Source organism: Mesobacillus subterraneus, assembly GCF_020524355.2.
GTDB classification, from domain to species: Bacteria; Bacillota; Bacilli; order Bacillales; family Cytobacillaceae; genus Mesobacillus; species Mesobacillus subterraneus_C.
On the sequence record NZ_CP129019.1, the window covers coordinates 832811 to 845835 of the forward strand.

The 13025-nt window shown below is 43.6% G+C and carries 14 protein-coding genes and 1 tRNA gene; 14 read left to right on the plus strand and 1 reads right to left on the minus strand.

The genetic code is table 11. The features are described 5' to 3' along the window. Window positions 1–138: 138 nt before the first annotated feature. From LC048_RS04120 to sdhB, 3 genes are all read left to right on the plus strand, one after another. Window positions 139–747, plus strand: a complete 609-nt coding sequence (locus LC048_RS04120; protein ID WP_226603801.1) for a succinate dehydrogenase cytochrome b558 subunit — start codon at window positions 139–141, stop codon at window positions 745–747. An 87-nt stretch (window positions 748–834) separates the two neighbouring features. Then, on the plus strand, window positions 835–2592 hold the full coding sequence (gene sdhA, locus LC048_RS04125; RefSeq protein WP_226603804.1) for a succinate dehydrogenase flavoprotein subunit: 1758 nt from the start codon (window positions 835–837) through the stop codon (window positions 2590–2592). Between the two features lie 6 nt (window positions 2593–2598). Further along, window positions 2599–3360 (plus strand): succinate dehydrogenase iron-sulfur subunit, encoded by a 762-nt coding sequence (gene sdhB, locus LC048_RS04130; RefSeq protein ID WP_226603806.1) that lies wholly within the window; start codon window positions 2599–2601, stop codon window positions 3358–3360. A 115-nt stretch (window positions 3361–3475) separates the two neighbouring features. Here the strand turns inward: sdhB and LC048_RS04135 are convergent, their stop codons facing one another. Then, window positions 3476–3661, minus strand: coding sequence for a hypothetical protein (locus LC048_RS04135; protein ID WP_226603808.1), 186 nt, complete (start codon window positions 3659–3661; stop codon window positions 3476–3478). A 132-nt stretch (window positions 3662–3793) separates the two neighbouring features. On the opposite strand from LC048_RS04135, the gene LC048_RS04140 reads away from it, so the two are divergent. From LC048_RS04140 to LC048_RS04190, 11 genes are all read left to right on the plus strand, one after another. Then, on the plus strand, window positions 3794–4375 hold the full coding sequence (locus LC048_RS04140) for a class D sortase (protein WP_226603811.1): 582 nt from the start codon (window positions 3794–3796) through the stop codon (window positions 4373–4375). Between the two features lie 224 nt (window positions 4376–4599). Next, window positions 4600–6891, plus strand: coding sequence for a DUF6359 domain-containing protein (locus LC048_RS04145; RefSeq protein WP_226603825.1), 2292 nt, complete (start codon window positions 4600–4602; stop codon window positions 6889–6891). Window positions 6892–7006: 115 nt separating this feature from the next. Continuing rightward, on the plus strand, window positions 7007–7474 hold the full coding sequence (locus LC048_RS04150; protein ID WP_226603835.1) for an acyl-CoA thioesterase: 468 nt from the start codon (window positions 7007–7009) through the stop codon (window positions 7472–7474). Between the two features lie 140 nt (window positions 7475–7614). After that, window positions 7615–7839: a spore germination transcription factor GerE gene (gerE, locus tag LC048_RS04155; protein ID WP_019154738.1), complete on the plus strand. Its 225-nt coding sequence runs from the start codon at window positions 7615–7617 to the stop codon at window positions 7837–7839. 188 nt (window positions 7840–8027) lie between these two features. Then, a complete protein-coding gene (locus LC048_RS04160; RefSeq protein ID WP_306049513.1) occupies window positions 8028–8486 on the plus strand; it encodes a MarR family winged helix-turn-helix transcriptional regulator in 459 nt (152 codons plus the stop codon). Between the two features lie 10 nt (window positions 8487–8496). Beyond that, window positions 8497–9294, plus strand: a complete 798-nt coding sequence (racE, locus tag LC048_RS04165; RefSeq protein WP_226603837.1) for a glutamate racemase — start codon at window positions 8497–8499, stop codon at window positions 9292–9294. Window positions 9295–9428: 134 nt separating this feature from the next. After that, window positions 9429–10499: a GerMN domain-containing protein gene (locus tag LC048_RS04170; protein ID WP_226603839.1), complete on the plus strand. Its 1071-nt coding sequence runs from the start codon at window positions 9429–9431 to the stop codon at window positions 10497–10499. A 279-nt stretch (window positions 10500–10778) separates the two neighbouring features. Then, on the plus strand, window positions 10779–11534 hold the full coding sequence (gene rph / locus LC048_RS04175) for a ribonuclease PH (protein ID WP_226603842.1): 756 nt from the start codon (window positions 10779–10781) through the stop codon (window positions 11532–11534). 11 nt (window positions 11535–11545) lie between these two features. Continuing rightward, on the plus strand, window positions 11546–12151 hold the full coding sequence (locus tag LC048_RS04180; protein ID WP_226603844.1) for an XTP/dITP diphosphatase: 606 nt from the start codon (window positions 11546–11548) through the stop codon (window positions 12149–12151). Next, window positions 12144–12668: a metallophosphoesterase gene (locus LC048_RS04185; protein WP_226603850.1), complete on the plus strand. Its 525-nt coding sequence runs from the start codon at window positions 12144–12146 to the stop codon at window positions 12666–12668. The genes LC048_RS04180 and LC048_RS04185 overlap by 8 nt, the downstream gene beginning before the upstream one ends. 121 nt (window positions 12669–12789) lie before the next feature. After that, a tRNA-Arg gene (locus LC048_RS04190) sits at window positions 12790–12866 on the plus strand. Window positions 12867–13025 lie beyond the last annotated feature (159 nt).

Here is a 13025-nt window from a genome sequence, read left to right on the forward strand (position 1 = left end):
GATGGGAGTAAAATGAACATGTCACATAATTGTAAGAAATGCTTATTTTTTGATGTTGGGTTGAATCAATCTGTTAGGTTAATAGGGATGGGGAGACAAGCCTGAACATCACGGCCAAATTTCAAGGGGGGTATACATATGGCAGGTAGACAAGAGTTTTATTGGCGGAGGCTGCATTCTTTACTGGGTGTTATTCCAGTAGGTCTTTTCCTTATGCAGCACCTTGTAGTCAACCATTTTGCTACAGGGGGAGAAGAATCATTCAATAACGCAGCACATTTTATGGAGCAGTTGCCTTTCAGGTATTTTCTAGAAATTTTCATTATCTTCTTACCATTATTATTCCATGCAATCTACGGTCTTTATATTGCTTTTACAGCTAAAAACAATATAGGCCAATATGGCTTTTTCAGGAACTGGATGTTCATGCTTCAGCGTGTCTCTGGTGTCATCACATTGATTTTCGTAGCATGGCATGTATGGGAAACTCGTATTGCTGCAGCATTTGGTGCAGACGTTAACTTCCAGATGATGGAGACGATTCTATCAACTCCATTTATGCTATGGATCTATTTAATTGGTGTTATTTCTACTACTTTCCACTTTGCGAATGGATTATGGTCATTCTTCGTAAGCTGGGGTATCACTGTAACACCGCGTTCACAAGTAATTTCTACTTATGTTACTATCGGAGTTTTCATTGCGCTTTCGATCGTAGGTGTCCGCGCAATCCTGGCATTCGTTTAAGCCCTTCGTGAAAGGACTAAATGATGAAAAAGAATTACTTTTGATCGTATATGAAAGACAGACTTGGATTTAAGGGAGTGAGTCACGATGAGTAAAGGTAAGGTGATCGTAGTCGGCGGTGGTTTGGCTGGCTTAATGGCTACTATAAAAGTTGCAGAAACAGGAACTCCTGTTGAACTGTTTTCTCTTGTGCCGGTAAAACGTTCCCACTCTGTTTGTGCACAGGGCGGAATCAACGGTGCAGTAAATACAAAAGGTGAAGGTGACTCTCCGTGGGTACACTTCGATGATACAATATACGGCGGTGACTTCCTTGCGAATCAGCCTCCTGTAAAAGCAATGGCTGAAGCAGCACCGGGGATCATCCACCTTCTTGACCGTATGGGTGTAATGTTCAACCGTACACCTGAAGGATTGCTTGACTTCCGCCGTTTCGGAGGTACACAGCACCACCGTACAGCATTTGCAGGTGCGACAACTGGACAACAGCTTCTATACGCTTTGGATGAACAGGTACGCCGCCATGAAGTGGCTGGTTTGGTCACAAAGTACGAAGGATGGGAATTCCTCGGAATAGTCAAGGATGAAGAAGGTGTTTGCCGCGGTGTCGTAGCGCAAAACCTTACTTCAATGGAAATCAAGTCCTTTGCTGCTGATGCCGTTATCATGGCAACTGGCGGTCCTGGTATCATTTTTGGTAAAACTACGAACTCAGTTATCAATACGGGTTCAGCTGCTGCGATCATTTATCAGCAGGGAGGATATTACGCTAACGGTGAATTCATCCAAATCCACCCTACTGCAATCCCGGGAGATGACAAACTCCGCCTGATGAGTGAATCTGCCCGCGGTGAAGGCGGAAGAGTTTGGACTTATAAGGATGGCAAGCCATGGTACTTCCTTGAAGAGAAGTACCCTGCATATGGAAACCTTGTTCCTCGTGACATCGCAACACGAGAAATTTTCGATGTGTGCGTAAGCCAAAAGCTTGGCATCAACGGCGAGAACATGGTTTATCTTGATCTTTCACATAAGGATCCTAAAGAGCTTGATATCAAGCTTGGCGGTATCATTGAAATCTATGAGAAATTCATGGGTGATGACCCAAGAAAAGTTCCTATGAAAATCTTCCCTGCAGTTCACTATTCTATGGGTGGACTATGGGTGGACTATGATCAAATGACAAACATTCCTGGATTGTTTGCAGCAGGTGAGGTTGATTACTCACAGCACGGTGCGAACCGTCTTGGAGCCAACTCTTTATTGTCAGCAATCTATGGCGGTATGGTAGCAGGCCCGAATGCGATCCGTTACATTAATGGCCTTGAAAAGAGCTCCGATGCAGTTTCTACGGCTCTATTCGATGATGCTGTAATGATGGAACAGGAAAAGTGGGACAATGTCATGTCACTTGATGGCACTGAAAATGCATATGTTCTTCACAAAGAGCTTGGCGAGTGGATGACTGACAATGTAACGGTTGTACGCTACAATGACAGACTTCTCAAGACAGACGAGAAAATCGTCGAGTTGATGGAGCGCTATAAGAATATCAATATCAACGATACTGCAAAATGGAGCAACCAGGGTGCTGTATTCACACGCCAGCTTCAAAACATGCTTCAGCTTGCACGAGTTATTACAATCGGTGCTTATAATCGTAACGAAAGCCGTGGGGCTCACTATAAACCAGAATTCCCTGATCGTAATGATGAGGATTTCATGAAAACAACGATGGCGAAGTTTGTTGATGCAAACTCTGCTCCAGCATTCCATTATGAAGAAGTAGATACTTCATTAATCCAACCGCGTAAGCGCGATTACTCTAAGAAGAAGGGGGAGTAATAAGGCATGTCAGAGAATAAAACTGTTACTTTTGTAATCAGCCGTCAGGATACTCCTGATTCAGCCCCTTATGAGGAAACGTTCGTATTAGATTATCGTCCAAATATGAACGTCATTTCGGCACTGATGGAAATCCGACGTAATCCAGTGAATTCAAAAGGCGAAGCCACTACACCGATTTCATGGGATATGAACTGTCTTGAGGAAGTATGTGGCGCATGTTCCATGGTCATTAACGGACGTCCTCGCCAGTCTTGTTCTGCGCTGGTTGACCAGTTGGAGCAGCCAATCAGGCTCGAGCCGATGAGAACATTCCCGGTTGTCCGCGATTTGCAGGTTGACCGCAGCCGCATGTTCGATTCTTTGAAGCGTGTTAAAGCATGGGTCCCAATCGATGGTACTTACGATCTTGGACCTGGTCCACGTATGCCTGAGAAAAAGCGTCAGTGGGCATATGAACTTTCCAAGTGTATGACTTGCGGTGTCTGCCTGGAGGCTTGCCCTAATGTAAACGACAAATCAGATTTCATCGGGCCGCAGTCATTATCACAGGTTCGTCTCTTCAATGCCCACCCAACAGGTGCTTTGAACAAAGGCGAGCGTCTTGAAACAATCATGGGAGACGGCGGACTTGCAAACTGCGGTAACTCACAGAACTGCGTACAGTCTTGCCCGAAAGGCATTCCATTGATAACTTCAATCGCAGCTTTGAACCGTGATACAACATTGCAGGCATTCAAGAACTTCTTTGGTAGTGATCAAGTTTAATAAGTAACCTCCTTTTCTTTTAGAAAGGGAGGTTTTTTAACTGAATAAGAAAGTATAAATTTTTTGCATTTAGATTAGTGTCTAGCTCGAGCGCCTATCCCCTCGAGTCGCTTGTCTAGCTGAGGCTCCTAACTCCTCGAGGCGCTTGTCCAGTGTCGCCTCCTAGAAACTCCGAAACTTCAACTCCGCCGGCAGAAGCAAAAAGCGCTTCTTTGTCGGAGTCTCCAGTTTCTGCGTTTCTGGACATTCGGCTATACATTTCAGTTTCGGTCCTGTCAATGAAGTCAAGGAGCGACTTCACTGGTCGGCCCTCCAGCGCTTGTCGGGGCTGACCAAGGAGCTTGCGCTTTTCTTATTTCCGCAGAAAAATAGTACTATTTTTGAGTGTGGTTCCCTTGTTATACTTTACTTAAGGCAGAAATGGGAGCGGTATATGAAACTTACAAAGATCTTGGCGCTTGGAATTATGGTTAGTGGTGTAGTTATTCTGGGGATTGGGTTGTTTCAGTTATGGGACATTAAACGGCAGGAGCAGGTTTCACTTGAAGCAGCAAAAGAATTGGTCAAGGAAGATAAACCGAAGGCTAAAAAGGAAGAGTTCAAGCCTGAGACAGGAAAAGCTTCTGGCTTACTCGTGATACCAAAAATTAATGCGGAACTGGCAATAGTGGAAGGAACGGATGCTGACGACCTTGAAAAAGGGGTTGGTCACTATAAGGGTTCGTTCTACCCTGAAGAAAATGGACAAATTGTCCTCTCAGGGCATCGTGATACGGTTTTTCGAAAAGCAGGCGACCTGGAGTTGGGTGATCACCTGACGATGAAAATGCCTTATGGTGATTATACATACGAGATAACAGGCACGAAGATTGTCAGCGCAGATGATACCAGTATCATTACCCTGCAAAATTCCGAAGAGGAACTCATTTTGACAACATGCTATCCATTCAGCTATGTAGGTGATGCCCCCGACCGTTATATTATTTATGCAAAAAGGACATCGGATGATCATTGAATCCGAAATACTATAAAAGCAAGCCAGGACCTATAGTCCTGGCTTGCTTACTTTTTATCTGGTAAATAAGTTGTATTTTAAGAAAACGTTTTCATACTATAGATTCATTTTTCAGTATTTAACAAAAAACTTACATTCACTTCATGAAAAGGCGTAATTATCCATGTTATATTTCTCTTGGCGGAAGACTATAAATTCCGACAAAATTTTTAGGAGGAATATAGGTGGGGAATATTAAGCGTAAAACTTTTTCCTGGCTCACAGCAATTATTTTACTAGTAAGCTATGCGATCCCGTTTTCTGGTCAAGCATCTGCTGAAACCGTTATGACTGTTCAGCAGGCAATCGAGAATAATAGTGGTACAGCTACAGTGGAAGGTTACATAGTAGGACATGCAAGGGGTACCAACTCTTACAACTATGAAGCGCCGTTTGGGGATGATTATAATTTTCTGATGGCTGATATTGCAGGAGAAACCGACCCTGCTAAATTATTGCCTGTACAAATTAAATCGAGCTTTAGAAGTGAATTTGGCTTAAAGACTAATCCTGATATCGTTGGAAAAAAGGTGCAGGTTGCAGGTTCGCTTGAAGCCTATTTCACTGTCCCCGGCCTTAAATCTCCTACTTCAATGCAGTTCGCTGACGGCAGTGGTGGAGAACCAGGTGCCCCTGGTGAGCCAAAGCCACCAGCAGTAACTGGCCTGAATATTCATGATATCCAGGGTGAAGGCCACGTTTCTCCATATAAAGACAAGGAAGTAGCCGGAGTTTCAGGTGTTGTGACAAGGATTGAAGGAACCAATGCTTTCTTTATGCAAGAGCCTGAAGACGATGGAAATCCAAATACATCAGAAGCTATCTATGTGTACAAAAAAGCTCACGGCCTTACTGTGGGTGATCGAGTCGAAGTCGGTGGACTTGTAAAGGAGTGGGTACTTGATGGATATAGTGAAAAACTCCAAACAGATCTTGCCATGACTGAAATTAACGCTACTGCAGTCCGTAAGCTTGCTTCAGGACTGGAACTGCCAGAGCCTGTCATCATAGGCCAAGACCGCATCATACCAACCGAAATAATTGATAATGACCAGTTTAGTGTTTTCGATCCATCTGAAGATGGCATCGATTTTTATGAAAGCCTTGAAGGAATGAGAATCGGGGTAGACGGACCTCAGGTAGTTGGCCCTCAAAAATATGGCGAAGTACCGGTCATCGCGAATAAGGTAGAAGGGAAAGTATACAGCCCGCAAGGCGGCATCCTGCTGACTGAGGAAAGCTCTAATCCTGAAAGAATGTTCCTGTTAATCGATCGTGATTTTGTAGCAAAAGCAGGCGACCGATTTAACGGCTTGGTTACAGGTGTTGTAAGCTATGGTTATTCAAATTATAAAATCCTTGTTGATCAGGAAACTCTTCCTGAGCTAATTGAAAGTGACTTGATCGAGGATGTTGTCGCATTGGAATATAAAGAAAATAAACTGACCATCGCCAGCTATAATATTGAGAACTTTTCAGCTGAAACGAGTGCAGCCAAGACCTCAAGAATTGCAGATTCCATGATCAATAATTTACAAACACCCGATATTATTGGCCTTGTAGAGGTCCAGGATAATGATGGACAGATTGCCAGTGGCTCTGCGGATGCATCACAAAGCTACCAGGCTTTGATTGATGAAATTATTGCTCAAGGTGGACCTGCATACCGCTGGACCGACATTGCCCCTGAGTATAACGAGGATGGTGGTGCGCCTGGAGGTAATATCCGGGTTGGATATATATATAATCCAGAACGAGTACAACTTAAAGAAGCCCCGAAAGGAACAGCTACAGACGCTGTTGCCTATGAAAATGGGGACCTGACCTTGAATCCGGGTAGAATTGATCCACAGAATCCTATTTTTGAAGATACGAGAAAGCCATTGGCTGCAGAGTTTGTATTTAAGGGGCAGGAAGTAATTGTCATTGCTAACCATTTCAACTCCAAAGGCGGGGATGATCCTTTGTTTGGTGTTACCCAGCCGCCTGTACTAGATAGCGAGGTAAAAAGAATCGAGATTGCCAGATTGCTCAATGAATTTGTTGCCGGTATCCATGAGGAAGATTCAAAGGCTAATGTTGTCGTTCTTGGCGATTTGAATGACTTTGAATTTTCCGAGCCAATTGAGGTTCTGGTAAACGGTCAATTGACTAATATGGTTGAGACTTTGCCAGAAGGCGAGAGGTTCACTTACAACTACCAGGGGAATTCACAGGTGTTGGATCATATCCTTGTATCTAATCATCTCGCTGATCAAACCGAGGCTGATATTATCAATATCAACTCCTTGTATATGGAAGAACATGGACGAGCAAGTGACCATGATCCTGTAATGGTACAGATTCATTTGAATAATGGGCAAAGTCAATGTCCCGATAAAATTGGGAAGGGACCAGAAAAGAAGAATCAAGATAATGGAAAGCATTTAGGGCACGATAAAAAAGGTAAAGCATGTGGTTATGACAAGGCTGGCTGAATCGAAAGGAGGGATTGGGAATTTCCAATCTCTTCTTTTTTGTTTTCAAAAAGAATAAAAATACTTATAATAGAGAAAAGAATGAATGTTCATTCATTTTACGGGAGGGTTCAACATGAAAAAGATGGACTACATTAATGAGATTGTAAGCTGGGAAGAGGAGTTTGAATTCTTTTATCAGATAAAGGTACGGTTTTCGGAGACAGATATGTTCGGGCACTTAAATAACACCGTTCCGTTTACATATTTCGAACAGGCGAGGATTGAATATTTCAAGAGCAAGGGGTTCATGCAGGACTGGGTCAAACCAGAGAATGAGATGATTCCGGTCGTTGCCGATCTGCACTGTGATTATTTAAGTCAGATCTTTTTTGATGAGGATCTGAAAATTTATGTCAAAGCCAATTCAATCGGAAATTCCTCGGTTGATCTGCACTATATGGTAAAAAAAGCAGACGGATCAATTTGCCTGACTGGAAGGGGAACAATCGTTCAAATTTCCAAGAAAACTGGCAAGGGAGTATCCTGGACAGAGGATATGAGGCACTTGTTTTTAGAAGGCAAGAAATCCATTGTTAAATAAGTTTTGTTTTTGTAATAAAAATTGTCATGAAGTCCCATAAATATTGTCACTACAATTCTTTCCTTCACATATGATATTTTGACTAAATTTATACCCACCCCGCAGTTCACAGCTGGCGAAGGCAAGGAGGGTTACAATACTTGAAGGAAAATGAATATACTCACAAGCCATTACTCACTAAACGCGAAAGAGAAGTTTTCGAACTGTTAGTACAAGACAAAACAACAAAAGAGATCGCTAGTGAATTATTTATCAGCGAAAAAACGGTTCGGAACCATATTTCAAACGCCATGCAAAAGCTTGGTGTAAAGGGGCGTTCCCAAGCTGTTGTAGAGCTCCTGCGTATGGGAGAGCTAGAACTTTAATCATGACCGGCCGACCCGTATGGGGGGGGCCGGTTAAGATGTTTAAAGGGGTAAAAACAGGCTGGAAACTTAATTCTATCTTGAAATTTGCTCGAAAAAAGTAGAAAATAAGGGCAATAGCTAAAATCTTCTCAGCTTGGAAACAAGTTTTATGATAAAGGAAAAAGAATTCTTAGGAGTTGTTACGGATGAAACTTGAAGGGGTAGAAAAGAATCAGGGGCTGGAGACAGTAGCTGATATCGAAAAGGATTTACGATACATATCAGGCATCATTAAGCAGAAGGGACGCGAACTTCTCAGCAATTATACGATCACTCCTCCCCAGTTCATTGCCTTGCAATGGTTATTTGAGGACGGGGATATGACGATCGGTGAATTGTCGAATAAAATGTTCCTGGTCTGCAGTACGACCACTGATCTTGTTGACAGGATGGAGAAAAATGAACTTGTAGTAAGGGTAAAGGATCCAAATGACAGGCGTGTTGTTCGCATACATCTGCTGGACGAAGGTGAAAGGATCATCGATGAAGTGATCAAGAAACGCCAATTGTACCTTCAAGAAGTACTAAAGGATTTTTCAGGTGAGGAAATAGTATCCCTTAAAGAGGGCTTAGCGAAACTACATCAAGAAATGCGTGGAGAATGAGGCGAGTTTTTTGAATCGACCAATCGGAATCATTGATTCAGGAGTAGGCGGGTTGACCGTTGCCAAGGAAGTCATGAGACAGCTTCCATACGAACAGATTATCTATGTCGGTGATACGGCTCGTTGTCCATACGGGCCTCGTCCTGTTGAAGAAGTTAAGAGATTCACCTGGCAAATGACCCGATTCCTGCTTGAAAAGAATATTAAAATGCTTGTTATTGCGTGTAATACTGCGACCGCGGTGGTTCTGGACGAGATACGGAATGAACTCTCAATTCCTGTGTTAGGTGTCATCCAGCCTGGTGCGAGGACAGCAATCAAAGTAACGGACAATTATAAAATTGGCATTATCGGAACTGAAGGCACTGTAAAAAGCCGAGCCTACGAGCATGCGCTGAAATCCATCAACCGGAGGACTGCCATTGAAGCACTCGCTTGCCCCAAATTCGTGCCGCTTGTAGAAAGCGGGGAATACGATGGACGGGTCGCAAAAAAAGTGGTCACCGAAACCCTGCAGCCATTACTGGGGCAAGGACTCGATACGTTGATCCTTGGCTGCACCCACTATCCTTTGCTCGAGCCGCTCATTAAGGAAGTCATGGGTCCTGAGGTCAAGGTAATCAGTTCAGGCGAGGAAACAGCCCGTGAGGTAAGCACGATCCTCGGCCATAACGACATGTTTGCTGACAGGGAAGAGCTTCCGGAGCATTGCTATTACATGACAGGTTCCAGAACGATTTTTTCCGCGATAGCATCTCAGTGGCTGGAAAGGCCGATAGAAAACATTGAAAAAATTAAATTAGGTTAAATCTGGCTTCCGGAGACGGAGGTCTTTTTTGATTGTTTTCGATTCTGTATTTAACAAAAATCTTCTCAAAGGCGGTCTAAAATGTCCAAAGGCTCGTATACATATTAGTACAAACTGTCTTTGGAGGGATTTATATGTCAAAAAATAAGAAGGCTTTGGTCGTTACAGCTGCTACATTGGCAACTACGGTATTCCTGTCTGGCTGTGGACTGTTCGGAGGCGAGGAAAAGAAGAAGATTGATCCTCCCCAGGATGTTACTTTAATGGAAGATGGGGAGGCGCTTGATGAAAATGTTTCTACAGAAATAAATGAGGATGGAAAAGAAGCAGGTGAGACGTCCATCCAGACAGAACTTTATTTGATCGATAAAAATGGGTATGTCGTCTCGCAGACGATGGGTCTTCCGAAAAAAGAGGGAGTAGCGCAGCAGGCGCTGGAACACCTGGTTGCGAATGGGCCTGTTGAGCAAATGCTTCCAAATGGCTTCAGGGCCGTCCTTCCAGCTGACACCCAAATGACAGTGAACATTAAGGACGGAACAGCAACAGTAGACTTTTCAAAGGAGTTTGCAAGCTATAAAAAAGAGGATGAGAAAAAGATTCTTCAGGCTGTGACATGGACGCTTACACAATTTGATACAGTTGATGAAGTGAAGCTTCAAATGAATGGCACTCCACTTGAGGCGATGCCTGTAGGCGGTACTCCTATTGGGGAAGAGTTAAGCCGTGCGGATGGCATCAACAACGATAACTCCGATGTGGTGGATATTACGAATACTAAAGCGGTTACTGTTTACTATATTGGCGGTGAGGAAGGGGCATATTATTATGTTCCTGTAACAAAACGCGTCAGCAGTGATGTGAAGGATAACATTACCGCAATTGTGAACGAGCTTGTTGATGGTCCTGCTTATGCTTCGAATCTCTTGTCGGACTTCCAGTCGGGTGTAAAGCTGCTCGATACTCCTAAGGTTGAGGATGGAAAGATTACATTGAACTTCAATGAATCCATCTACGTAAGCCTGGAAGAAAAAATGGTTTCTGAACACCTGTTAAATTCACTTGTACTGTCACTGACAGAACAGGCGGGAGTGGAGAGCGTAGCCCTTACGGTTAACGGTAAGGCGGATGTGCTGACAGAAAAGGGAGAAAAACTGGCTGAACCGGTTACAAGACCTGAAAAAGTAAACACAGGTAGTTTTTAATAGCCAGATTTTGATATACTAATTAAAGACATCCAAAGAGGCAGGCCTATTTCCTGCCTCTTATTTATGGTTAAAGTTATTGAGTTGTGGATTACTCAATGAAGTTTTCTTAATCCAGCTCCAGCGCCTAGCCCCTCGAGTCGCTTCGGTCCGCCCAATGAAGTCAAAAACGACTTCACTGGTCGGCCCTCCAGCGCTTGTCGGGGCTGAACGAGGCGCTTGCGCTTTTTGTTCCAGGCAGGCAGACTGCCTTTTAACATGCTAAGGAGGACAATAATAATGCGATTTGATGGGCGTGAACCATTGCAATTAAGACCAATACATATTGAAACGGATTATCTGAAACATCCAGAAGGATCAGTACTGATTTCGGTGGGAGATACGAAAGTGATCTGTACAGCGAGCATTGAGGACCGTGTTCCGCATTTCATGCGCGGCGAGGGTAAAGGATGGATCACCGCAGAATACTCGATGCTGCCCCGTGCTACAGAACAGAGGAATATTCGTGAGGCGGCAAAAGGGAAGATTTCCGGAAGGACGATGGAAATCCAGCGATTGATTGGAAGGGCGTTGCGCGCCGTCGTAAATCTCGAGGCAATCGGAGAGCGTACTGTTTGGATCGATTGCGATGTCATCCAGGCAGATGGCGGCACCAGAACTGCTTCTATCACCGGAGCTTTTGTTGCGATGGCTATGGCTCTTGAGAAGCTGAGCAAGCAAAAGAAGCTTTCTGCTTTTCCTGTGACAGACTTTCTTGCTGCGACAAGTGTCGGGATCTTGAAGAATGGCGAGGCTGTTGTTGACTTGAATTATGTTGAGGATTCTGCTGCAAATGTCGACATGAATGTAGTCATGACAGGCAATGGGGAATTTGTTGAACTGCAGGGCACTGGAGAAGAAGCTACTTTTTCATACAGCCAGCTGCAGGAGCTTTTAAAAGCGGCTCAAGATGGAATAACAGAACTGTTCGAAAAACAGAAGGAAGCCCTGGGAGAGGAATTGACTGCCAAAATTGAGGGCGGAAAACAGAGATAGGGGAGTTCGAAATGGATTCAGTCATTATTGCGACAAAAAACAAAGGAAAAGCAAAAGAGTTCGAAAAGCTTTTTCTACCAAAAGGGTTGTCGGTAAAAACATTGCTTGATTTCCCGGAAATTGAAGATGTAGAGGAAACTGGTACTACGTTTGAAGAGAACGCCATCTTAAAAGCTGAGGCTATCGCTAATATTCTTGGAGTAAGAGTAATTGCGGATGATTCAGGACTTGAAATTGACGCGTTGGAAGGCAGACCAGGTGTTTATTCGGCACGTTACGCAGGTGCTGAAAAAAATGATGAAAATAACATCGACAAAGTTCTTGAAGAACTTGAGGCTGTACCGGAAAGCGAGCGCACCGCAAGATTCTGCTGCGCACTAGCGATGGCAGAGCCTGGTAAGGAAACATTGACTGTATTTGGGACGTGTGAAGGAAGAATCCTCGAGGAGAGACACGGTACCAATGGTTTTGGCTATGATCCGATTTTCTTCGTAGAAACAAAGGCGAAATCGATGGCGGAATTGGCATCAGACGAAAAAAACAAGATCAGCCATAGAGCTAATGCCATCAGAAAGCTGGATGAGCTCCTTAACGAGCGTGAGGAACGCCATGAATAGGGTGCTGATTGTCAGTGACAGCCACGGGTCGACTGAGGTGCTTGAGGGAATTGAGAGGCTGCATGGCAATGATGTGGACTTGATGATTCACTGCGGAGACTCCGAGCTTTCTGAAAGCGACGCAGCAATTTTGAATTTCAGTTCGGTCAAAGGAAATTGCGACTTTAATGGAAACTTTCCTGATGACGAAACACATGTCGTAAATGGCGTAAAAATCTTTGTGACGCATGGGCATCTCTACTCAGTAAAATCTACCCTCGTAAATTTATACTATAAGGCAAAAGAACTGCAGGCTGATATCGTCTGCTTTGGACATTCTCATGTGCTGGGAGCAGAAATGGTGGATGATGTACTATTCATCAATCCAGGAAGTATCAGACTTCCACGAGGCAGGACTGAAAAGAGTTATGCCATACTCGAGCTGGTAAATGGAAAAGCGGTAGTGAGGATTTATGACTTTGGAAACGGTGAGTTGACTGACTTGAAGCAGGAGTTTTCACTTCACAAAACGAGTTGAAACTACTATAATAATTTTCTGAGGGGAATCAGCAGGTTTCCCTCAGAAAAAAGTTGAGATTTATTATTGACTTTTAGCTGTTTGCCTAATATAATAAATCTTGTCTTTAAAAAACAACCATGTCCCAGTAGCTCAGCCGGATAGAGCATACGCCTTCTAAGCGTACGGTCGGGAGTTCGAATCTCTCCTGGGACGCCATTTAAACTACATACTTTAACTCACCTTTCTTGAAAGGTGAGTTTTTTTATTTGCTCTATTTTCCGCTCGTGAAAATGAAGGTAAATCTGAGGGATCAAATAAAAAAAATATTTTTTTAAAATGTGAATATATCAACAATGTAAGCGGATACAAATTAAC